This window comes from Bradyrhizobium sp. LTSP849, assembly GCF_000938255.1.
Classification (GTDB): domain Bacteria; phylum Pseudomonadota; class Alphaproteobacteria; order Rhizobiales; family Xanthobacteraceae; genus Bradyrhizobium.
The window spans coordinates 147,725-168,523 of sequence record NZ_JYMR01000051.1; the positions used below are offsets into that span (position 1 = coordinate 147,725).

Annotated in this window: 21 protein-coding genes; 9 read left to right on the forward strand and 12 right to left on the reverse strand. The window is 63.5% G+C overall.

Features of this window, described 5'->3' with window-relative positions:
- Positions 1-24: 24 nt before the first annotated feature.
- Positions 25-1,422 carry a carotenoid oxygenase family protein gene (locus UB31_RS29330; RefSeq protein ID WP_045013408.1) on the reverse strand — a complete coding sequence of 466 codons (1,398 nt, stop codon included), beginning with the start codon at positions 1,420-1,422 and terminating at the stop codon, positions 25-27.
- A gap of 108 nt (positions 1,423-1,530) precedes the next feature.
- On the opposite strand from UB31_RS29330, the gene UB31_RS29335 reads away from it, so the two are divergent.
- On the forward strand, positions 1,531-2,253 hold the full coding sequence (locus tag UB31_RS29335; RefSeq protein ID WP_045013409.1) for a TetR/AcrR family transcriptional regulator: 723 nt from the start codon (positions 1,531-1,533) through the stop codon (positions 2,251-2,253).
- A gap of 224 nt (positions 2,254-2,477) precedes the next feature.
- Positions 2,478-3,044 carry an SET domain-containing protein gene (locus tag UB31_RS29340; protein WP_045013410.1) on the forward strand — a complete coding sequence of 189 codons (567 nt, stop codon included), beginning with the start codon at positions 2,478-2,480 and terminating at the stop codon, positions 3,042-3,044.
- Between the two features lie 10 nt (positions 3,045-3,054).
- On the opposite strand, the gene UB31_RS29345 is transcribed toward UB31_RS29340, so the two are convergent.
- The 8 genes from UB31_RS29345 to UB31_RS29380 all read right to left on the reverse strand — a co-directional run bounded on the left by UB31_RS29345 (position 3,055) and on the right by UB31_RS29380 (position 10,298).
- On the reverse strand, positions 3,055-4,665 hold the full coding sequence (locus tag UB31_RS29345) for a response regulator (RefSeq protein WP_045013411.1): 1,611 nt from the start codon (positions 4,663-4,665) through the stop codon (positions 3,055-3,057).
- Complete coding sequence (locus tag UB31_RS29350; RefSeq protein WP_245306098.1) at positions 4,662-6,431, reverse strand: ATP-binding protein; 1,770 nt, start codon at positions 6,429-6,431, stop codon at positions 4,662-4,664. The genes UB31_RS29345 and UB31_RS29350 overlap by 4 nt, the downstream gene beginning before the upstream one ends.
- Positions 6,432-6,436: 5 nt before the next feature.
- Positions 6,437-7,429 (reverse strand): ATP-binding SpoIIE family protein phosphatase, encoded by a 993-nt coding sequence (locus UB31_RS29355; RefSeq protein ID WP_045013413.1) that lies wholly within the window; start codon positions 7,427-7,429, stop codon positions 6,437-6,439.
- A complete protein-coding gene (locus tag UB31_RS29360; protein ID WP_045008632.1) occupies positions 7,429-7,833 on the reverse strand; it encodes an anti-sigma regulatory factor in 405 nt (134 codons plus the stop codon). Before UB31_RS29360 ends, UB31_RS29355 begins: the two co-directional genes overlap by 1 nt.
- Complete coding sequence (locus tag UB31_RS29365; RefSeq protein ID WP_045008631.1) at positions 7,814-8,203, reverse strand: STAS domain-containing protein; 390 nt, start codon at positions 8,201-8,203, stop codon at positions 7,814-7,816. The genes UB31_RS29360 and UB31_RS29365 overlap by 20 nt, the downstream gene beginning before the upstream one ends.
- 2 nt (positions 8,204-8,205) lie before the next feature.
- The gene (locus tag UB31_RS29370; RefSeq protein WP_045008630.1) at positions 8,206-9,111 is read right to left on the reverse strand and encodes an STAS domain-containing protein; all 906 of its coding nucleotides are present in this window, start codon (positions 9,109-9,111) and stop codon (positions 8,206-8,208) included.
- Between the two features lie 520 nt (positions 9,112-9,631).
- Positions 9,632-10,030: a hypothetical protein gene (locus UB31_RS29375; RefSeq protein ID WP_045008629.1), complete on the reverse strand. Its 399-nt coding sequence runs from the start codon at positions 10,028-10,030 to the stop codon at positions 9,632-9,634.
- 37 nt (positions 10,031-10,067) lie between these two features.
- Positions 10,068-10,298, reverse strand: coding sequence for a hypothetical protein (locus UB31_RS29380; RefSeq protein WP_197087466.1), 231 nt, complete (start codon positions 10,296-10,298; stop codon positions 10,068-10,070).
- Positions 10,299-10,439: 141 nt separating this feature from the next.
- Between UB31_RS29380 and UB31_RS43060 the strand changes: the two genes are divergently transcribed.
- Both UB31_RS43060 and UB31_RS29385 read left to right on the forward strand, forming a co-directional pair.
- Positions 10,440-10,703 (forward strand): phage integrase central domain-containing protein, encoded by a 264-nt coding sequence (locus UB31_RS43060; protein ID WP_502691296.1) that lies wholly within the window; start codon positions 10,440-10,442, stop codon positions 10,701-10,703.
- A 240-nt stretch (positions 10,704-10,943) separates the two neighbouring features.
- On the forward strand, positions 10,944-11,603 hold the full coding sequence (locus tag UB31_RS29385; RefSeq protein WP_045008627.1) for a TetR/AcrR family transcriptional regulator: 660 nt from the start codon (positions 10,944-10,946) through the stop codon (positions 11,601-11,603).
- A 42-nt stretch (positions 11,604-11,645) separates the two neighbouring features.
- On the opposite strand, the gene paaZ is transcribed toward UB31_RS29385, so the two are convergent.
- Genes paaZ through paaG form a run of 3 tightly spaced genes read right to left on the reverse strand, consistent with a single transcriptional unit; the run spans position 11,646 to position 15,909 of the window.
- Positions 11,646-13,724, reverse strand: a complete 2,079-nt coding sequence (gene paaZ, locus UB31_RS29390) for a phenylacetic acid degradation bifunctional protein PaaZ (RefSeq protein WP_502691294.1) — start codon at positions 13,722-13,724, stop codon at positions 11,646-11,648.
- A 6-nt stretch (positions 13,725-13,730) separates the two neighbouring features.
- Entirely contained in the window at positions 13,731-15,065 is a 1,335-nt protein-coding gene (paaK, locus tag UB31_RS29395) for a phenylacetate--CoA ligase PaaK (protein WP_045008626.1), read from the reverse strand.
- 52 nt (positions 15,066-15,117) lie between these two features.
- A complete protein-coding gene (gene paaG, locus UB31_RS29400) occupies positions 15,118-15,909 on the reverse strand; it encodes a 2-(1,2-epoxy-1,2-dihydrophenyl)acetyl-CoA isomerase PaaG (protein WP_045008862.1) in 792 nt (263 codons plus the stop codon).
- Between the two features lie 154 nt (positions 15,910-16,063).
- Here paaG and UB31_RS29405 point away from each other — a divergent pair, with 154 nt between their 5' ends.
- From UB31_RS29405 to UB31_RS29425, 5 genes are all read left to right on the forward strand, one after another.
- Positions 16,064-17,245 carry an ABC transporter substrate-binding protein gene (locus UB31_RS29405; RefSeq protein ID WP_045008625.1) on the forward strand — a complete coding sequence of 394 codons (1,182 nt, stop codon included), beginning with the start codon at positions 16,064-16,066 and terminating at the stop codon, positions 17,243-17,245.
- Positions 17,246-17,337: 92 nt separating this feature from the next.
- Positions 17,338-18,210: a branched-chain amino acid ABC transporter permease gene (locus tag UB31_RS29410; RefSeq protein WP_045013414.1), complete on the forward strand. Its 873-nt coding sequence runs from the start codon at positions 17,338-17,340 to the stop codon at positions 18,208-18,210.
- 3 nt (positions 18,211-18,213) lie between these two features.
- The gene (locus UB31_RS29415; RefSeq protein WP_045008623.1) at positions 18,214-19,155 is read left to right on the forward strand and encodes a branched-chain amino acid ABC transporter permease; all 942 of its coding nucleotides are present in this window, start codon (positions 18,214-18,216) and stop codon (positions 19,153-19,155) included.
- The gene (locus UB31_RS29420) at positions 19,155-19,931 is read left to right on the forward strand and encodes an ABC transporter ATP-binding protein (RefSeq protein WP_045008622.1); all 777 of its coding nucleotides are present in this window, start codon (positions 19,155-19,157) and stop codon (positions 19,929-19,931) included. Before UB31_RS29415 ends, UB31_RS29420 begins: the two co-directional genes overlap by 1 nt.
- A complete protein-coding gene (locus tag UB31_RS29425; RefSeq protein ID WP_045008621.1) occupies positions 19,924-20,628 on the forward strand; it encodes an ABC transporter ATP-binding protein in 705 nt (234 codons plus the stop codon). The genes UB31_RS29420 and UB31_RS29425 overlap by 8 nt, the downstream gene beginning before the upstream one ends.
- Positions 20,629-20,799: the final 171 nt, after the last annotated feature.

A 20,799-nucleotide genomic window follows, 5' to 3' on the forward strand; every position in this document is an offset into this window, starting at 1 on the left:
GCATCCGCAACGACGGGGAGGGAGCTACTGCGCCCCCACCCAATTGCCGTGAAAGCCGTCCGGCACGCGATGGCCGAGCTGCACCAGCGCGGCGGGCCCGGCCTCGATGTCGGTGGCGTTGAACACGGCGAGGTCGCTGCGGTTTTCACGCGCGCGCCAGACCACCGCCAGCAGCCAGCCGTCGCCTTCCGCCGCATCCTTCGATCGCTCGACGAACACCGGTTCGGAGATGGTGTCGCCGGTCGGCAGCAGATAATGGCCGAGTCGCGTTCCATTGCCGTCGACATGAACGATGCCGGACAGCGCGCCGAACCTCGGCAGTTTTGGATTAGCGCAGGCGTACCAGCCGTGCCGGCTCTTCAGCCCGGCGCGGCGATCGTCGATGCGCGGGAATTCGCCGGTGAGATCGTCGAGATAAGTCTGCTGGAAGCGGTCGGTATTGCCTGAGAGATCGAAGGTCCAGCGGCAATGGCGCGCAAAGGATTTCTCGGGATTGGTCGGCCGCCCGTCAGGATGCGGAAACAGCGGCGCCTCCTCGAACTGCATGACGTCGGCGATGATGCGGTTGCCGTCCTCCCAAGCATTCATGATGTGGAAGACGTAGCAGGCTTCACCGCGGAACCAGACGATGTCCTTTGCCGTGCCGCTGCGCTTCATCACGCCGACATAGGCGCCTTTCTCCGGCTCCCAGGCGTAAGGCGGCCGCCCGCTCGTCGCGCGCTCCATGCTGCCGGTGATGGGCAGGATCGGAAACAGCACGTGGTTCTCGGTGACAATGAAGTCGTGCACCATGCTGGCATAGGGCGCCTCGAAGCGCTCGAAGCGCGTCGCCTTGCCGGACGCATCGATCGATCCGTAGGAGAGAGCTGATGTCAACGGCCCCGCCGCATTATAGCCGAAGAACACCAGCTCGCCGGTGATGGGATCGATCTTCGGATGCGCGGTAAAACTGCCGGCGACGCGACCCTGATAATTGTGATAGCCGCGTGTTGCGAGCGTGCCCGGCTCGATCTCGGTCGGCAGATGCGCCTCTTCCAGCGCGAGCAGCTTGCCGGCATGGAAGATGATGTTGGTGTTGGCGACGCCGCCGTCGGTGAGGTCTGCCGGCGCATCCGGCAGCTTGCGGCCGAATCCGCCAAACAGCGCGCGGCCGGCATCGTGCTCGGCGAGCCATTTCGGCGTTCGGACCCAGCGGTTGCGGTAGCTGGCGCGCCCGCTCTCGAGGCGAAAGGCATGCAGCATGCCGTCGCCGACGAACCAGTGCGCGCCGGGCGCCTCGAACTGCGGATTGGGGCCGTTGCGATAGAGAGTGCCGTTGAGTTCGCGCGGCAATTCGCCAATGATCTTGAGGACAGGCGCATCCGCCTCGAACGGGATCGGCGCGATATTGTTGCGGCGCTCAGCGGTGGCGTCCTGTTGCACGGCGCATCTCTCCCTTATCTTTACATCGTAAAGATGAGATAGTGCCGACCGCTTCATTCGTCAAGCGAAATCTTTACACTGTCAATATTGCGTCATATAGCTTGGCCCATGGGCAAGAGCGACACCAAGACAGAAACGGCGCGCCTCGCGCGCCCCCCGAAGAAGACGGCATCGGCAGCACGTCCGGCGCGACGCCAGGCGAGCGCGAAGGCCGAGACGCCCTATCACCACGGCGCCCTGCGCGAGGCGCTGCTCCAGGCTGCCGAACGCGTGCTGGAACGCGACGGGTTGGCTGGCCTGACGCTGCGCGCGGTCGCACGCGAGGCGGGGGTCTCGCATGCCGCGCCGACGCATCATTTCGGCGACCTCACCGGGCTCGTCAGCGAGCTCGCAGCGATTGGCTTCCGCCAGTTCAATGCGGCGATGGCATCGGCGTGCGACTCCGCGACCACGTCGCTGTCGCGCGCGCTGGCGCGGCCAAAGGCCTATGTCGCCTATGCCCAGGCCCATCCCGGCATGTACGGGCTGATGTTCCGCACCGAGCGTCTCGACTATTCCAGGCCGTCGCTGCACGAGGCGGCCGAATCCTCCTTCGCCGGGCTTGCCAACGCGATCGGCGCGATGCGGCAGGAGCAGATCAGCGGCGATGCGCTGACAATCGAGCAGGGCGCCGCGATCGCACGGGCCTGGTCGATGGTGCACGGCTTCACCATGCTGCTGCTGGACGGGCGGCTCGAGGATATTTTGGAGCGGCTGCCCGCGGGCACGACGGCCGAGCAGCTGCTGGAAGCGATTCTGAAGTCGACCGTGACAGGAAAGCTGCCGGCTTAGCGCCGCAGTCTTTTGGCTGTATTGTAGATGCTGCTCACGGATTGGGCGCCTGCAAGGGCAAACATGATGCGCGGATGTCCGGGAACTCCACGCTTCGGACATCTTCATTGTGGGCAAGGTTCAAACAAGCGCGGGAGATACCTGACAGCGGCACGGAATCGTTCTAGAAGAGCGACTTCGCTTGGGCTCACTCAGCCTCGTTCGCGTCCTCCTTACTTCTGATCATGCCAGCCATCTCGTCGCAAAAGCCCTATCGCGTCGGCCGCTCCAAGACCGGGCTTGGCCTCTTCGCCACCAAACCGATCAAGAAGGGGACCCGGATCATCCGTTATTACGGACCGATCCTGGATTCGCGCATCCCCGAGCATGACGACATCGAGAACAAGTATTTGTTCGAGCTGAACGGCCGCTGGACCATCGACGGCTCGGTGCGCAAGAATCTCGCCCGCTACATCAACCATTCCTGCCGGCCCAACTCCGAATCCGACGTCCGCCCGCGCGAGCGCAAGGTCTTCATCCGCGCCATCAGGAACATCGAGCCGGGCGACGAGATCAACTACGATTACGGCACCGACTATTTTAAAGCCTATCTGAAGCCGATCGGCTGCAAGTGCCCCTCCTGCGAGGCCAAGCGCAAGAAGCTGCGTGCCGAAGAGCGGGCCGAACGCGCCAAGGTGAAGGCCCGCGCGGAGCGTAAAGCGCTGAAGGCGGGCGCGAAGGGCGCCGCGGCGAAAAAGAAGAAGCTGAACGGCAAGCATTTCGCCGGCAAGGTCGGCCGGGCGAAGGCGTAGCTTCTCTCGATCACGGCTTGCTTCCGCCACCTGCATCAAGCGTCGTCCGCACGGCCGAGGCCAGCTCGGCAGGCCGGAACGGCTTGCGCAAGAACGGTGCAGTCCCCATCGCCGCTTCCAGCGCAGCGGAGTCAGCATAGCCGCTGACGAACAGGACGGGCAGGGATGGCTGCACGGCCCGCGCCGCCTTGACGACCTCGGCGCCATTGGTGCCCGGCATCGAAAAGTCGATGATCATCAATTGCGGGTTCACCGTCTTTTGCAAGGCAAGCGCCGCGGCGCCATGGTCCGCTTCGTGAACGACGTATCCGATATCGGACAGGAAGTCGGTCATGAGACCGCGGACGTCGTGATCGTCGTCCACGATCAGAATGCGCTCCGCATGTCCGCGTTCGGCGGCGCCTTGGGCTTCGGTGGCCGTCTCCGTGCTGACATTCGACCGGCGAAGCAATAGCTGGATCGAGGTGCCTTTGCCGATCTCGCTCTTGATGGCGACGTCGCCGCCCATCTGTCGCACAAGTCCGTAGACTTGGGATAATCCCAGGCCCGTTCCCTTGCCGGGAGGCTTGGTCGTGAAAAACGGATCGAAGGCGCGCGCGATCACCTCCGGCGACATGCCGGTCCCGGTGTCCGTCACCGACAGCACGACCTTGCGATCGTCGGTGGCGTCGCAGGCCGTGGTGATCGTCAGGATCCCGCCCTCCGGCATCGCATCTCGCGCATTGATTGCGAGATTGAGAAGGCTGACTTCAAGCTGGTTGTAATCGGCGACCACGCAAGGCGCGCTCGGGTGGAGATCGGTCTGCATCGCGATGTTGGCCCCGAGCGACTGCTTGAGCAGTTCGTACCCGTCCATGATCAGGCGATTGAGATCCACGGATTCGGTGGCAAGCTTCTGGGTCCGCGAAAACGCCAGCAATTGCGCGGTCAGCTTCGAGCCGCGTTCGGCGGCCTTGAAGGCGTTCTCCGCAAGCCTGGCAATGCGCGGCTCGGTCGCCCGGGCGCGGATCAGGTCGAGATTGCCCACGACCGCGGTCAGGAGATTGTTGAAATCGTGCGCAAGCCCGCCCGTCAGCTGTCCGACCGCCTCCATCTTCTGGGACTGCAACAGCTGCGACTCGGCCTTTTGGCGCTGCACGACCTCCTCACGGAGTTTCCGGTTGGCCTGCTCGAGTTCTTCGGTGCGCGCCTGAACCTGCTTGTCCAGCGTGGCGTTCAACGCGCGCAAGGCATCCTCGGAGCGGCGGACCCGCAGCAGGGCGTTGATCGCGGCGGCAAGCTCGACCGGTTCGGCGGGTTGCACGAGATAGGAATCGGCGCCGGCGTTCAGTCCGCTGACGCGGTCTTCGGACGCCGTGAATGTCGCTGACGTCTGCAACACCATCACTTCCGGCCACTTCGTCTTGATGAAGGCGCAGACTTCGAAGCCGCTGATGTCGGGCAACTGAACGTCAAGCAGCACGAGAGGCGGCCTGTGCTGCTCGATCAGGCGAAGCGCTTCCGCGCCGGTCTGCGCCTCGATCACGGCAAATCCGGCAGCATGCAGGTCGCGTGTCTTCACATAGCGCTGCGATTCAAGATCGTCGACATTCAGGATGACGATTTTTTCGCCGGCGCTCATGAGACACCCTGGACGGCGTCGCGCAGGAATGAGGACACGCTTTCGCGGGAGATCGCGTTCTTGGAGATCAGCCGCACGTGCTCGGGTAGCCGCGACCTCAGCGAGGCGTCGATCGTCATCGAGGTCGAGACGACGATGGGGATGCCGTTGGTGCGATCGTCGGCGGCCAGCTGTTGCAGCACGGTGAAGCCATCCACCGCCGGCATTTGCAGGTCGAGCACGATGACGTCGGGCTTTTTCTCGCGGGCGAGCCGCAATCCTTCCTCGCCGCCGTCTGCCTCGATGAAATCATAGCGCGTCTCGTTGCCGACGATCTGTCGCATGACGTAGCGGAAGGTTTCGTCGTCATCGATCAGCAGCACGCTCTTGCTGTCGTCGGCGGAGCGCGTCAGCATTTCGCGCCCCGGCTCGCCCAGCGAAGCCGGAATCTTCAGTGAGAAGACAGAGCCCTGGCCCTGGCCGCTCTCGACCGTGAGGTCGCCGCCCAACAGGCGTGCCAGCGAACGCGACAGGGGCAGGCCGAGGCCAGTGCCCTTCACCTTTCTCTGGAGCTTGGTATCGACCTGCGAGAACTCCTCGAAAATGCGTTCATGGTGCTCCGGCGCGATCCCGATGCCGGTGTCGCGAACGGAGAAGACGACGCTGGCGCCGTTGTCGCCCGTGCGCGCGGTTACCCGCACTTCGCCTTCTTCTGTGAATTTGAGCGCGTTTGAGATCAAATTGCGCAGGATCTGCGCCACCTTTGCTTCATCAGTGCAGAGCGGCGGCAGGTCCTTTGGAGATTCGAACAGCAGCTCGACGGCCGTACTGGTCAGGAGCGGGCGCAGCGCCCCACGCAACGCGCCGAACAGGCTCGTCACCGCGAACCGGACCGGCTTGATCTCAGCCTTACCGGCCTCGACCTTGGCGAGATCCAGCATGTCGTTGACGAGGTCGAGCAGGCTTTCGGCCGAGCGCCTGATATAGCCGACCTGGCGTTCCTGCTCCGGCGTCAGGTCGCCGTCGATGCGGTCGAGCAGCAGGCGCGACAGCGCCAGCACCGAATTCAAGGGCGTCCTGAATTCGTGACTCATGTTCGAGAGGAAGCGCGTCTTGAGTTCGCTGGCCTGCCGCAATTGCTCGGCCCGGCCGTCGAGCTCGGCATAGAGCGCCACCACGCCGCGGTTGGTGTCGCCGAGCTCCTGGTTGAGCTGCTGGCTTTCCTCTTCCCGGCGTCGCAGCTCTTCCAGGTTTTGCATCAATTCGCGGTTCTGCTCTCGCAGAGCCGCAAGCGGATCGGACGACGTTTCCTTCTTCAGGCTGGATACGATGTCGGTGAGTTTGGCCCGCGGCCATGGCGCGACGCGGAGTGGCAGTTTGTGTCCGACCTCGACGGTCGTCCCCTTGCCAGGATTGGAATCGATGCTGAAAGTATCCATCAGCCGGCGTGCGCCGATCAGACCGAGCCCCATGCCGCTCGGCGAACGGTATTGTCCGTCGAGGATGAGCTGGAGATTGTCGATGCCCGGTCCGTTGTCGCAGATGCGAATGGCGAAACGCTGCGGCGTCGTGGCGGCATCGAGAATGAACTCCGCGCGACCGCCGCCGGCATAGCCATAAGCATTGCGCGCAAGCTCGGAGACCGCGGTGGCGATCCGGGTCTGGTCCTGCCGTTCGAACCCCAGCATATCGGCGACGCGATGGGCGCGCTGGCGGACGGCGACGACGTCGCTCTCGTTCTCGATCGGCACGGTGACGATGGGCCAGAGTTTGGACGATGCCGCCATGAGCTTCACCATTTGGCCACGAGCACGGTCGCGTCGTCGCGAACCCGGGTGAAATCGCGATAGAGGATCGCGGCGATCAGCGACGGGTGCAGTGCCGCCAGATTGGGATAACGGTCCACCGTCCAGCTTGAGGCCAGCCCGTCCGAATGCAGGATGATCAGGCCCTGAGCAAACGGGTAGTCGAACGCCCGGATCTTCCGCGTGTTGAAGCCCGCCGTTCCGGCCATCGATACCATCCGTTTGGTCTCGCCGGCGGTGATGATGACGCCGGCGACATTGCCGATCCCGGAGAAGTTGATGTTCTTTGTGGCGGGGTCGAAGCGCGCGATCGAGACGGCTGCTCCGCGCGTCGCGCGCAGGCCGCCATGGATGTAGTCGATCAGGGTCGCGACGGTGTGGCCGTTGTAGCGATGGAACAGCCGGACGGCTTCGACGGCTGCGTCCGAGGCTTCCGGTCCGTGCCCCAAGCCGTCAACCACGAGGAGGGTGCGGACATTGCCCGCATTGGACACGCTCCAGGCGTCGCCGCAGGCATCCTCGCCGGCCTTGGCGATGGAGACGCCGCCCCAGGTTGGGACAGTCGGCGGCTTGATGGAAGGGGGCGTGCCAGGCGCTACGCGCGCCAGCACGGCGGTCCCCACGCCGGGCCACGAGCCGATGTTGACGTAGTGGGATTGCCGTATGACCGCGCCGAGGCCGCGGCCCGCGGTGCCTGCACTGGAATACCCGTCCTCCAAGCAGGCTGCGACATTGCTCATGCCGGCACCCTTATCGAGCGCGAGGATTTCAATGCCCTGGCCTTCGTTGTCCTCATAGGTTCCGACGAGAATTTCCCCGCCCGACCCGTGCTTGACGAGGTTGGTTGAAAGTTCGGTCGCGACCAGGGCGAGCCTGCCTTTGTCGGTCTCTGTGAAGCCCACGCGTTGGGCGAGATCGGTTGCTGCCCGCCTTGCCTCCGCGACGCCGCTTTGATCGTTGACGCCGACGGATTTCATCATCACTTCCAACGTGCAATGGTGACTTTGGTGCCTTCGCCGGGCCTGGAGTCGATGGAAAATTCGTTGCACAGCCGTTTGGCGCCGCCGAGGCCGAGACCCATGCCCTTGCCGGACGTAAAGCCGTCCTTGAGGGCCTGCTCGATATCCGCAATGCCGGGGCCTTTGTCCTCGAACGTCAGCCGGACGCCACGGCGGCCGCCTTGTTCGACGATCTCTGCCGTCACTTCGCCACCTCCGCCATAGTCCAGCGTGTTGCGCGCGAGCTCACTGGACGCCGTGACGATCTTGGTCTGATCGACCAGGCTCAGTCCGACCTCGACCGACAGCGCCCGGGTCAATTGCCTCACCCGAACCACGTCATCGGAGATCTTGATCGCGACACGGTCAGTCTTGGTCGTCGGCATCGTCTGCCTCCGACCCGGCGAGGCGATCGTGGATCAAGGCCATGCCGCGCTCGACGTTCAGTGCGGTCTTGACGCCCGTCAGCGACAGGCCAAGCTCGACCAGCGTGATCGCGACGGCGGGCCGCATTCCGACAACGACGGTGTCCGCGTCGAGAATGCGCGAGACCGCGGCAATGTTGTCCAGCATCCGGCCGATGAAGCTGTCGACGATCTCCAGCGCCGAAATGTCGATCAGAACGCCGCGCGAATTGTGGGCGACGATCTTGCTGGTCAGATCTTCTTCCAGCGCCGTTGCCAGCCGGTCGTGCATGTCGACCTGGATGGTGACGAGCAGCGCGTTACCGAACTTGAGAATAGGGATGCGATCCATCGTCAGGCGTCCTGCCCGCCGCTCTTCTTCCCCGGAAGTGCGAATCCCTCGATTCTCCTCGTCTTCACGACGGCACGCCCGGTTTGTCGCAACGCGACTGCGAACGCGTCGGCCAGCGAGGCCTTCGAGATCACGTTCAGCTCGACGCCGAGATGCACCATCGTCTGGGCAATCTGGGGCCTGATCCCGCTGATCATGCAATCGGCGCCCATCAGGCGCGCGGCAGCGACTGTCTTCAGGAGGTGCTGGGCCGTGAGCGTATCGACCGTCGGCACGCCGGTGATATCGATGATCGCGATCTCGGCCTCGTCATCGACGATGGTCTGCAGGAGATTTTCCATCACCACCTGCGTGCGCTGGCTGTCGAGCGTACCGATCAGGGGCAGGGCGAGAATGCCCTCCCACAATTTGACGACCGGTGTCGACAATTCCGCGATCTCACGCTGCTGGCGGACGATGATCTCTTCGCGGCTTTTCTGGAAGATCTCCAGCGTGAACAGGCCGAGTTCGTCGAGCAATGCCGTTGACGTCGAGACCGTCGACGCGATCTGCTCCGCGGACAGCGTCCCGTCGCGATTGAGCGCGTTGAACAGCGGCTGCTTCAGCGAAAAGATGAACGTCGCAGTTTCGCTCGGAGAAAAGCCCTGCAATGCGCGGGTTCGCGAGAGATCGGCGAGCATGGCCCTTGCGGGCTCGTAAGCCGCGCCGGAGGTGTCGGTCCCGCCCTGCGTCAGTGCCTCGTGCAGCAAATGCAGGAAGTTTCTGGACTGCGACTGCAACTCGCCTTCGGAAATGCGGCCGGTGTGGAGAATGCCGGCCTTCTTCTGCAATTCGACCCATTCCGGAAGAATGGTTTTCTCGTTTCGTGACACGAGCGATGCGACGCCAACTCCCGCCTGCGCGGCCATTATTGTTCTCCTTCATCACACCTAACCGCGGCCACTCGTTGAGAGTGGGCGGCTCTCCGGTGGCAAATGCACCCGCCTGCATCCTGCTGAATTGTTTGGTAATTCGTTGCCCTCGGCAACATGATCGCCCAGCGAGAGGGCTGAGACCGTAGGTTCCCAACGTGCGAGGGAACCATTAGTTCCGCGGGTGCCGGGCTACGGCCGCTGGTGTAACTCCTGACAACCAACTGGCAGCCGACTTATTATCCTAACATCACCGGCCGATGGCGAAGGCAGCCGCTAGGACGCGAAGGTGTGTCAGCGATTTGTGATGTAAGTTGGAAGTGAATGGCGTTACTGCACACGCCGTCATTGCGAGCGGAGCGAAGCAATCCAGACCATCACCACGGAGGAATTCTGGATTGCTTCGCTCGGCTCGCTATGACGATGTGGAGACAGGCGTGCGCTTCACTCACCTCTCGTGCCCCGGACGCGGCGCAGCAATGGTAAAGGCGTTGCAGGGCGTCCGGGACACGAAGGTTTACGCCGTGACCGCATCCCCACTCTTCCGCAGCCCAACATATTGCAGCTCGGCGAATACGCCGGTCGCGATTGCCTGCGCTATCACCATGAGCTCGCCGAGGAGGTTCGGCGACACCGCACCCGAGAACAGCAGCGCGATGCTGCCGACCGTCCAGGCGGCATTGCCGACCACGACCAGCAGCACCAGTGGTTTCGGCATCACCGCGCGCGAGGCGAGCCAGCCGACCAGTGCGGTGTAGGCGATGAGGAACAAGCCGGTCTCGCGCAGCAGCGGCTCGGGCAGGTTGAACAGCGTTGCAAACGCGCCTGCGCCGAAGGTGAAGCCGAGCGCGGCGATGCCGCTGAAGATGGCGTCGGCGAGCAGGGTGCGGCGAAGGAAGGTGGATGCGTCGATCATCTGGGGTCTCCATGGTTGGGTTGGGCTTGGGGTGAACTCAGTGCAAACAGCGCCACCAGGCGCGCAGCTGGCGGGCGAGGCGGAAGGGGCAGAGGCTCTTGCCGACGCCATGCTCGAAGGCGATGACGCGCGCGACGACATAGTCGCCGGTCGAATGCACCAGCGGCTCGGGCATGTTGAGGCTGCGGGCGAGCATCAGGGTTGCGAACGTCATCGCCCAGGGCGCAAGGTGGTCAGCGACGGTCCGGTAGAGCAGCAGCGCGATCATGGTCATCTCCTGTTGCGACCGAAGATGCGCTGGTCCGAGGCCCAATTCGATTACCTCGAGGGTAAAAGCGGCGCCTATTCGAAGTCGAGCTAGGATGTTCGATGCTGTTCACGAGTTGCGAAAATCCCCTGAAAAGCAGGTATTTGCGTACATCGGTGTCCGTCACGGTTTGTTCTAAAGAAGCGTTTCGGCAAGCTCTACCGGCAAGACATCAAGCGACCTGACGTGCTTGCCTTCTTCCGAGCGATGCAGGTCGAGGGCAAGTTAGAGACCCGTGACCGGGTCCACAGTATCGGTGAGCAAGTCTGCGACTACGCCGATCTCGAAGGTGATGGCTACAACCCATTCCGCGTCTGTCGCGCGCTCACATCGGTCGATCCGATTCGCGAAGATTCCGCGTCATGAGCGGTTGCTTCGACAAGAGGCGTTATCATCAAGCGTTGAAACGCCGATCCGGCAAACAAGCCGGTCATCTGGCCCAAATGGCCCACCGACACCGTGTAATATTGACCGTATGGTCGGTCAATAGTCCATTGGAGCGCCACCCGCATGCGCAGGGCCGGCTGTTGCATGGTTTGGAAATTTATCTTTATTGATTTATCACTGAGATATTGAGCGCCGATTTGGCAGAGAATGGAACAGGATATGGCTCGCTCCCGCGCGAAGGATTACGACGACAAGCGTCTCCTTATCCTGCACCGTTCGGCCCAGCTGTTCGCGGAATCGGGCTACGTCGGAACGTCCATGAATACGATCGCGGACGGCTGTAACGTTTCGAAGGCGCTGCTCTATCACTACTATCAGGACAAGGAGGCGCTTCTTTTCGACATCCTCTCGGCCCATCTCGAAAAGCTGGTCGCGGCCGTCCAGAAGGCCGACGACGAGACCGCAACGCCCCAGGCGCGGTTGAAGACGGTCATCGGGACTTTCCTCGAACAATACCGGCATGCCGATGCCGAGCATCAGGTGCAGATCGCCAGCCTCAAGCTTCTGCCGAAGGACAAGCAGCAACCGCTATTGGCGAAGGAGAGGATCCTTGTCGATATCCTCGCCGACGCGCTGGCCGCCGCGCGACCCAGCGTGAACCACAAGCGCGTGTTGAAGCCGTTGACCATGACGGTTTTCGGGATGCTGAACTGGCACTATCTCTGGTTCCGCGAAGGCGGTTCGATGACGCGGGCCGAATATGCGGAGTTCGTCACGCGCCTCGTCCTGTCCGGAGCGGCCGACGCGGCGGCGACGCTGACGCGATCGAACGGCAAGTCGAAGCCGGCGAGCAAGGGGCGGCAGAAAGAGCTGCTTTAGCCGCTCTTCCTCCCGCAGCTTCGCTGCGGCTTCTTCCAGCTCCTAGGTTCGCATGGCGTTCATCGTCAGCAGCTCGTAGGTGGCGGCGGTTTCACCCGTGCCGGTCGTGATCTCGACGTCCCAGCGGACCTCGCCATATTGCTTGTTGCGCGGGGCCTTCTCCTTTGCCGTCAGCCTGACCTTGATGGCCTCTCCGGGTTGCACCGGCTTCAGGAAGCGCAGGGAGTCGAGGCCGTAATTGGCCAGCACCGGACCATACTCGGGATCGACGAACAGACCGGCCGCGAACGACAGCAGAAGATATCCGTGGGCGACGCGGCCCGGAAAGAACGGATGCCCCTTGGTCGCTTCCTCGTCCATGTGGGCATAGAAGGTGTCGCCGGTGAAGTGCGCGAAATGTTCGATGTCGTCGAGCGTGATCGTGCGCTCCTTCGAGATGAAGGTGCGGCCGATCTCGAGATCCTCGAAATGATATCGGAATGGATGGCGGTCCCCGTCGAGAACGGGAGCACCCTTGGACCATCGTCCGGTGATGCCGGTAAGCATCGCGGGCGAGCCCTGCAACGCGGAACGCTGCATGTAGTGATGCAGGCTGCGGACGCCGCCCAGCTCCTCGCCTCCGCCGGCCCGGCCGGGGCCACCATGGACCATTTGCGGCAGGGGCGAGCCGTGGCCAGTCTGCTCCTTGGCGCAGTCGCGGTCGATGAAGACCATGCGTCCATGGAAGGTGCCGATGCCGAAGGTGAGCTCGGCGGCCGTCGCGGTGTCGTGGGTGTAAACGGAGGCGACGAGACTGCCGCCGCCGCGGTTCGCGAGCGCGACGGCATCCTCCAGATCGTCGTAACCCATGACGGTGCAGACCGGACCGAACGCCTCGATCTCATGGACGTGGGCTGCGTCTCGCGGATTGGGACAATGCAGCAGAATGGGAGGAAGGAACGCGCCTCGCGAGGCGTCGCCCTGGATCGGCCGGAAATCGTCGAGGTCTCCGGCGACGATCTCCGCTTCGGTACGGAGCTTGTGCAGATTGGCCAGCACGTCGCTTCTCTGAGCGAGCCCAACCAGCGGTCCCATCCTGACGGAATCGAGTTCAGGATTGCCGACCGTCACCTTCGACAGGCGTTCGCGCAGTGCCGCTACGACCGCATCGATGTGTGCCTTGGGCGCAAGCGCACGGCGGATGGCTGTGCATTTCTGCCCCGCCTTCACCGTCATCTCCTTCGCCACTTCCTTGACGAACAGGTCGAACTCGGGGCTTCCGGGCGTCGCATCCGGCGCGAGAATCGCGGCGTTGAGCGAATCCCGCTCCGCGATGAAGCGGACGGCTTCACGCGAGATGACCGGGTGGCGTTGCAGCTTCTGCGACGTGTCGGCCGAACCCGTAAAGGACACCAGGTCCTGGCAGGTCAAATGGTCGAACAGGTCCCCGGTCGAGCCGACGACGAACTGGAGCGCGCCCTCGGGCAGGATGCCGGACGCGATGATAGTCCGCACCAGTTCGTGCGCGACGTAGGACGTCACTGTCGCGGGCTTGGTGACCACGGGAATGCCCGCGAGCAGGGCAGGGGCCAGCTTCTCGAGCAGACCCCAGCAGGGGAAGTTGAAGGCGTTGATGTGGACCGCTACGCCGCGCAGCGGCATCACGACGTGCTGGCCGGCGAACGTCCCGCCCTTGGACAGCCCTTCGATCTCTCCGTCCAGCAGGAACGTCGAATTTGGCAATTCGCGGCGGCCCTTGCCGGCATAGGCGAACAGCGTGCCGATACCGCCGTCGACGTCGATCATGGCGTCGGTGCGCGTGGCGCCGGTCTGGAACGAAAGCTTGTAGAGCGGTTCCTTGCGTTCGTTGAGATGCTCGGCAAGCTTCTTCAGCATGGCGGCACGTTGATGGAAGGTCAGCCGTCGCAGATTGCGGCCGCCGACCGTGCGCCCGTAAGCCAGCATGTCGCGCATGTCGAAGCCGCCGCTGGTTGCGTGCGCCACGACGTCGCCGGTGACGGCGCTGAGCACGTCCGTCGAATCCTGGCCGGCTGACCAGTTGCCGCGGATGAAGCTCGCGAGCCTCACGACGTCTTCTGCCGATTGGCCCGGCAGCACGCCGTTAGTTCGAGGCTGTGTCATCGAGATCTACTCCCTTGGTCTTTGATCGATGATGCGTCTTGCCTTTCCAGCCGAGCGCTCGATGCCCTCGGGATCGAGGACGCAGACGCGGGCGGAGACGCCGACGGTGTTCTTGACGAAATGTTCGAGCCGGGTCGCGGCGGCGAGACGGACGTCCGGCTCGAGCGCATCGGGGCGCGCCTCCACCCTGATTTCCATCTGGTCCATGCGGCCCTCCCTGGTGAGGACGATCTGGAAGTGAGGCGACAGTCCGTCCACCGTGAGGATAATCTCCTCGATCCGGGTTGGAAATACATTCACGCCGCGAAGGATGATCATGTCGTCGGTGCGGCCGGTGACCTTTTCCATGCGGCGCATGGTCCTGGCCGTGCCGGGAAGCAGGCGGGTCAGGTCGCGCGTGCGATAGCGGATGATCGGCAGCGCTTCCTTCGTCAGCGACGTGAAAACCAGCTCGCCCTCTTCACCGTCCGGCAGGACCCTTCCGGTCGTGGGATCGATCACCTCGGGATAGAAGTGATCCTCCCAGATATGGAGACCGTCCTTGGTCTCGACGCATTCGCTCGCGACCCCCGGTCCCATGACTTCTGAGAGACCATAGATGTCGACGGCGTGAAGATCAAAGGCCTCTTCAATCTCCTCCCGCATGGCGTTGGTCCAGGGCTCGGCGCCGAAGATGCCGATCCGTAGCGAGGATTTCCGCGGGTCGAGGCCCTGCTTTCGGAACTCATCGAGGATCGCCAGCATGTAGGACGGCGTCACCATGATGATCTCGGGCTCGAAATCGTGGATGAGCTGCACCTGACGCTCGGTCATCCCGCCGGAGATCGGGATCACGGTGCAGCCGAGACGTTCGGCGCCGTAATGCGCACCGAGCCCGCCCGTGAACAATCCGTATCCGTAGGCATTGTGCAGCCTCATCCCGGGCCGTCCGCCGGCGGCGCGGATCGACCGCGCCACCACGTCGCTCCAGATCTCGATGTCGCGCTTGGTGTATCCGACGACCGTCGGTTGGCCCGTGGTGCCGGACGAGGCGTGGATGCGCGCGACGTTCTGTCTCGGAACGGCAAACATGCCGAACGGGTAATTGTCGCGAAGATCGGACTTCGTGGTGAAGGGAAACTTCGCGAGATCCTCGAGGCCCTTGAGGTCGTCCGGACGCACGCCCGCCAGATTGAACTTGGCGCGATAGTGCGGAACGTTCTCATAGGCGTGCCGGAGCGACCACAGCATCTGGTCGCGCTGCCATGCCCGCAGCTCGTCAGTGGTCGCCTTTTCGAAACGGTCGAGATCGGTCGATCGAGGCTTGAGCTCGTCGAGCTTACGCAAGGGGATGTGCAACAAGGAGGAGACTCCGGGTTTTCGGTCTCGGGTCGGAAGACAGTCGCGTGGTCGCCTAACGCCGTCCCGCGAAGTTCGGAGGACGCTTCTCCAGAAACGCACTGACGCCTTCCGCGTAGTCGGCGGTCCGGCCGGCCTGGCCTTGCAGGTCGCGTTCGAGATCGAGTTGCTGGTCGAGGCTGTTGGTCTCGGAGGCGACGAAGGCCTGCTTGATCAGCGCCAGTCCATCGGTGGGCTGGCTCGCGAAATAGGTGCCGAGCCGATGGGCCTCCGCCATCAGCTCGGAGTCGTCCAAAGTCTTCCAGATCATTCCCCAGGCTTCGGCCTTTTCCGCTGGAATGGTCTCTGCGAGCAGCGCGAGCGCGCGAGCCCGGGCGCCGCCGACGAGGCGAGGCAGAGACCAGGTGCCGCCCGCGTCTGGGACGAGACCGAGCTTGGCAAAGGGTTGACTGAACTTGGCCGAGCGCGCGGCAATGACGATGTCGCACGCGAACGCGACGTTCGCGCCGGCGCCCGCGGCTATTCCGTTGACGGCACAGATGACCGGGAGCGGCATGTGGCGCAGCTTGCGCACCAGCGGATTGTAGTACTTCGCAATGGGGACCGAGAGATCCGGGGTCTCGCCCGGCGTGAAGACCCCGTCGGAAAGATCCTGGCCCGCGCAGAAGCCGCGTCCCGCTCCGGTCAGGATCAAGGCGCGGCAGGTCTTGTCGTACTCCGCCTCGGACAATGCGGCGATGAGCGTGGTGTGCATCGCCGAGGTGAAGGAATTGAGCCGGTCGGGCCGGTTGAGCGTGAGCACGCGATAGCCGTCCCTGACCTCGGTCAATATCAGGTCTTTCTCCACGTCCACCTCCCGCAAGCGGCTTCTGACGGCCGCGATCTGAGAATTGAAATCGTCCGATGAATTACTATTGACCAACCGGTCGGTCAATAGTAATTGTCCGGACAACAATATCAGCGGAACCGAAGGGTTCCCGACACGGGAGGGATCGACGAAAATGCCGGATCTGAATCAGTTCAATCGACGCGCGGCCCGCTGCCTGCTGGGCTTCTCCATTTTGGGACTCGCTATTTGCGGCCCGGCCTACGCCGCGGAGACGATCAAGATCGGATCGGTGCTTTCGGTCACGGGGCCCGCGTCGTTCCTGGGGGATCCCGAGGAAAAGACCCTGAAATTGTACGTCGACAAGATCAACGCCGTGGGCGGCGTCGCTGGCAAGAAGATCGAGCTCGTCGTGTATGACGACGGCGGCGACGCCAACAAGGCACGCACCTTCGCCACGCGTCTGGTCGAAGACGACAAGGTCTCCGCGATGGTGGGGGGCTCGACCACCGGCACGACGATGGCGATGATCCCCGTATTCGAGGAAGCCAAGGTGCCGTTCATTTCACTCGCGGGTGCCATCGAGGTCGTCGATCCCGTGCGCCAGTATGTCTTCAAGACGCCGCATACGGACAAGATGGCGTGCGAGAAGATCTTTGAGAACCTCAAGCTCCGCACCTTCACCAAGATCGCGATGATCTCCGGTACCGATGGCTTCGGGACCTCGATGAGGGCGCAGTGTCTCAAGGTCGCCGGAAATTATGGCATCCAGGTCGTCGCCGATGAGACCTACGGCCCGCGCGATACCGACATGACGGCACAGTTGACCAAGATCAAGAACACTGCCGGGATTCAAGCGGTGGTCAATCCCGGCTTCGGACAGGGCCCGGCGATCGTCACCCGCAACTATGCGCAGCTAGGAATGTCGGCAACGCCGCTCTACGAGAGCCATGGCGTTGCCTCGAAGAGCTTCATCGAACTCGCAGGATCTGCTGCCGACGGCGTCCGGCTTCCGGCCGCCGCGCTTCTGGTCGGCGACAAGTTGCCTGATACCGATCCGCAAAAGAAGATCGTGGTGGACTACAAGCAGACCTACGAGGCATCGGCCAAGCAGCCGGTCTCGACGTTCGGCGGTCATGCCTATGACGGGCTCTTCATCCTGGTCGACGCCATGAAGCGCGCGAATTCGGCCGATTCCGGCAAGGTGCGCGACGAGATCGAAAAAACCAAGGGCTTCGTGGGCACGGGAGGAATCGTGACGATGTCTCCGACCGACCATCTCGGTCTCGATCTTTCGGCGTTCCGGATGCTGGAGATCAAGGGCGGGGATTGGACGCTGATCCAGCCCGGAAGCTGAACCGAGGCGACTCCAACAGTATCTGAAGTGCCTCCGATGGCGCCGTGAATTCTCGCGGCGCCACACCGGCAGAGAGAGGCCGTTACGCGAGCATGTCTGAATTCCTCCAGCTCTTCTTTTCGGGACTTACGGTCGGCGCCGTCTATGCGCTGGTCGCGCTCGGCTTCACGCTGATCTACAACGCCTCCGACGTCGTGAACTTCGCGCAGGGCGAATTCGTGATGCTCGGCGGGATGGTGACGGTGTTCGCCTCGGCCGCCGGCATTCCGTTGCCGGTGGCTGCGTTGATTGCAGTATCCGTCGCCGTCGCGGTCGGGCTGTTGCTCTATTGGCTCGCGATCGCCCCGGCGCGAGGCGCGTCGGCGGTCTCGATCATCATCATCACGATCGGTGCTTCGATCCTCCTGAAGGGGGCCGCGCAGATTGCGTTCGACAAGCAATTCCACAGGCTGCCGGCGTTCTCCGGCGATGCTCCAATCGATGTGCTCGGCGCCTCGATTCAGTCGCAGAGCTTTTGGGTGCTGGGCGGGACGGCGACGGCCGTCCTGATCCTGTACGTCTTCCTCGAGAAAACTCTGGTCGGGAAGGCGGTGCTGGCGACCTCCGCCAGCCGCCTCGCTGCGCGCCTGGTGGGCATCAACACGGCCACGATCATGGCCCTGGCTTTCGGCGGATCGGCTGCGATCGGCGCGATCGCGGGCATCCTCGTCACGCCGATCACGCTGACGAGCTACGACGTCGGGACCATGATGGCGCTGAAAGGGTTTGCCGCGGCCATGCTGGGCGGAATGGGAAATCCGCTCGGTGCCGTCGTCGGCGGCCTGCTCCTTGGTCTGCTGGAGACCCTGGGTGCCGGCTATGTCAGTTCGACCTACAAGGACGGATTCGCATTCGTGATGATCCTTGTGATCCTTTTCGCCATGCCGCAGGGACTGCTCGGCCGGCGCACCGTGGATCGGGTCTAGGCGATGACCGCGTTGCTCAACAATCGCTACGCTATCGTGGCGGCGCTCGCTGTCGTCATCGCCATCCTCCCATTCACTTTTCCGTCGAGCTACTACCTCCGGGTCGCTTCGCTGGTCTGGGTGTCCGCGTTCGCGTCCATCGGATTGAACGTTCTGATGGGCAAGGCCGGCCAGGTCAGTCTCGGTCACGCCGCCTTCTTCGGCATCGGCGCCTATTCGACGGCGATCGGGCCTGCCCATCTCGGCCTGCCGTCGTGGGCGTCGCTCGTGATCGGCGCTTGTGTCTCGGGACTGCTGGCCTATCTCGTCGGGAGGCCGATCCTTCGCCTGAAGGGACATTATCTCGCGATCGCGACGCTGGGTTTCGGCGTGCTGGTCGCGCTCGTCATCACGACGGAAAGCCGCTGGACCGGCGGGCCGGACGGCATGCCGGTTGCGAAGCTGACCGTGTTCGGGTGGCGCATCGGAACTGCATACGCCTGGTACTGGCTGTCCGGCGCGTTCCTGCTGCTGGGCGCGTGGATCGCGCTCAATCTCGACGACACGCCGACGGGGCGGGCCCTTCTGGCGCTGCACGACAGCGAGGTCGCGGCGCGTGTCGTCGGCATCGACGTCGCCGGACTCAAGCTGCGGGCCTTCGTCATCGCCGCCGTCTACGCCTCGATCGCCGGCTCGCTGCTCGCCATGATGAACGGCTTCGTCAATCCCGATCTGGCCGGCTTCCAGCATTCGGTCGAGCTGGTGACGATGGTGGTGCTCGGGGGCTTGGGCTCCATCGTCGGCAGCATCGTCGGCGCGGCGGTCCTCGTCGTGTTGCCGCAGGCGCTGACTGTGTTTCAGGAATACGAGAATCTGATGCTGGGATTCATCATCATCGTTGCGATGGTCTTCATGCGTGACGGCATCGTTCCGATGGCGTCGAAGCTCATCGCGAGCGCGCGGTGATGCTGGCGGTCAAGAACATCGGGATATCGTTCGGGGCGCTGAAGGCCATCGACGACGTCAGCTTCTCCGCCAGCGCGGGCCAGATCCTGACGGTGATCGGCCCGAACGGGGCGGGCAAGACGACGCTGTTCAACGTGATATCCGGCGTCTATGTCGCCAGTCACGGCAGCGTCGAGCTGGGCGGAGAGGACGTTACGAGCCTCGGTCCGGACGCGCTCGCGGCGCGCGGCCTGTCGCGCACCTTCCAGAACCTCCAGATCTTCCAGCGCATGACCGTGGTGCAGAACGTCATGGTCGGCCGCCACCTCAAGGAGCGCCGCAATCTCTTTGCCGACCTGTTGCGGCTGCCTTCCGTCGGGCGACAGAATCGAGAGACGCGGGAGGCCGCGCTGCAATTGCTGGACGAGGTCGGTCTTCGCGACAAGGCGGATGTGCTCGCCGGCGACCTTTCATACGGCGGATGCAAGCGGCTCGAGATCGCGCGCGCGCTGGCCACAGGTCCCCGCGTGTTGCTGCTCGACGAGCCGGCTGCCGGGTGCAACGCGGTCGAGACCGAGGACATCGACCGGCTGATCTGCCGCGTCGCCGACAAGGGCATCGCGGTCGTCCTGGTCGAGCACGACATGAAGCTCGTCATGAAAATCTCGCATCGCATTCTCGTGCTGGACCGCGGCAGGTTCCTCGCCGAAGGAACGCCGGCCGAAGTGCGCGCGAACCCGGTGGTCCATCAAGCCTATCTTGGCAACCGCGGCGCGAAGGAGGTGCAGGGTGCTTGAGATCGAAAATCTGCACAGCGCCTACGGACGCATCGAAGTGCTCAAGGGCGTCAACCTCGAGGTTCAGGCTGGCGAAGTCGTGGCCCTGATCGGATCCAACGGCGCCGGCAAGACGACGTTGATGCGAGCGCTGTCCGGGGTGCAACCGATCACGGGCGGCTCCATCAAATTTCTCGGCGAACGGATCGAGCGGCTGCCCGCGCACGCCCGCGTCAGGCGCGGCATGGTGCAATCGCCGGAAGGCCGGCACGTGTTCGGCCCGTTGAGCGTCGAGGACAATCTCAGTCTGGGCGGCTACGTCCGCCGCGACAAGGAGATCGAGACCGATCGTCAGCGAGTCTACGCGATGTTTCCGGTCCTGCACGAGAAGCGGCATCTGCTCGCGGGCGGACTGTCCGGCGGACAGCAGCAGATGCTCGCGATCGGGCGCGCGCTGATGGGCAAGCCAAAACTTCTCCTGCTGGACGAGCCTTCGCTCGGGCTTTCGCCACTGCTGGTCGATCAGATCCTTGCCGCGATCGCAGCGCTACGCGCCGATGGCGTCACGGTGCTGCTGGTCGAGCAGAACGCGGCGGCGGCCTTGGAGATATCCGATCGTGGTTATGTGATCGAGACCGGCCGCATCGCCTTTTCCGACAAGGCGTCGGCGCTGCTGTCCGATCCGAAAGTCAAGAACGCGTATTTGGGATTTGAGTAAGACATCATTCGCCGGCTTTGCGCACGTCGGGATGTCGTGGAATCGTCCGGGGCCTTTCGCGGCGTCGGACGGTGGCGGGAGCCTCGCTTCCGCCGTACGTGGGGCGTTTCCTCCCCTCAACTGGGTCGCGATGTCGTGACCGTACCCGCTGCCTTTGGGCAGCGGGCTTTT

What these genes read in the sequence shown, in the direction of transcription:
- UB31_RS29405 (WP_045008625.1), top strand. Translation starts at nt 16,064, where the DNA reads ATGCCGGATCTGAATCAGTTCAATCGACGCGCGGCCCGCTGCCTGCTG.
- UB31_RS29375 (WP_045008629.1), bottom strand. Translation starts at nt 10,030, where the DNA reads ATGATCGACGCATCCACCTTCCTTCGCCGCACCCTGCTCGCCGACGCC.
- UB31_RS29350 (WP_245306098.1), bottom strand. Translation starts at nt 6,431, where the DNA reads ATGGCGGCATCGTCCAAACTCTGGCCCATCGTCACCGTGCCGATCGAG.
- UB31_RS29370 (WP_045008630.1), bottom strand. Translation starts at nt 9,111, where the DNA reads ATGGCCGCGCAGGCGGGAGTTGGCGTCGCATCGCTCGTGTCACGAAAC.
- UB31_RS29380 (WP_197087466.1), bottom strand. Translation starts at nt 10,298, where the DNA reads ATGATCGCGCTGCTGCTCTACCGGACCGTCGCTGACCACCTTGCGCCC.
- UB31_RS29360 (WP_045008632.1), bottom strand. Translation starts at nt 7,833, where the DNA reads ATGCCGACGACCAAGACTGACCGTGTCGCGATCAAGATCTCCGATGAC.
- UB31_RS29410 (WP_045013414.1), top strand. Translation starts at nt 17,338, where the DNA reads ATGTCTGAATTCCTCCAGCTCTTCTTTTCGGGACTTACGGTCGGCGCC.
- UB31_RS29365 (WP_045008631.1), bottom strand. Translation starts at nt 8,203, where the DNA reads ATGGATCGCATCCCTATTCTCAAGTTCGGTAACGCGCTGCTCGTCACC.
- UB31_RS29355 (WP_045013413.1), bottom strand. Translation starts at nt 7,429, where the DNA reads ATGATGAAATCCGTCGGCGTCAACGATCAAAGCGGCGTCGCGGAGGCA.
- UB31_RS29340 (WP_045013410.1), top strand. Translation starts at nt 2,478, where the DNA reads ATGCCAGCCATCTCGTCGCAAAAGCCCTATCGCGTCGGCCGCTCCAAG.
- UB31_RS29415 (WP_045008623.1), top strand. Translation starts at nt 18,214, where the DNA reads ATGACCGCGTTGCTCAACAATCGCTACGCTATCGTGGCGGCGCTCGCT.
- UB31_RS29345 (WP_045013411.1), bottom strand. Translation starts at nt 4,665, where the DNA reads ATGAGCGCCGGCGAAAAAATCGTCATCCTGAATGTCGACGATCTTGAA.
- UB31_RS29335 (WP_045013409.1), top strand. Translation starts at nt 1,531, where the DNA reads ATGGGCAAGAGCGACACCAAGACAGAAACGGCGCGCCTCGCGCGCCCC.
- UB31_RS29420 (WP_045008622.1), top strand. Translation starts at nt 19,155, where the DNA reads ATGCTGGCGGTCAAGAACATCGGGATATCGTTCGGGGCGCTGAAGGCC.
- paaZ (WP_502691294.1), bottom strand. Translation starts at nt 13,724, where the DNA reads ATGACACAGCCTCGAACTAACGGCGTGCTGCCGGGCCAATCGGCAGAA.
- UB31_RS29385 (WP_045008627.1), top strand. Translation starts at nt 10,944, where the DNA reads ATGGCTCGCTCCCGCGCGAAGGATTACGACGACAAGCGTCTCCTTATC.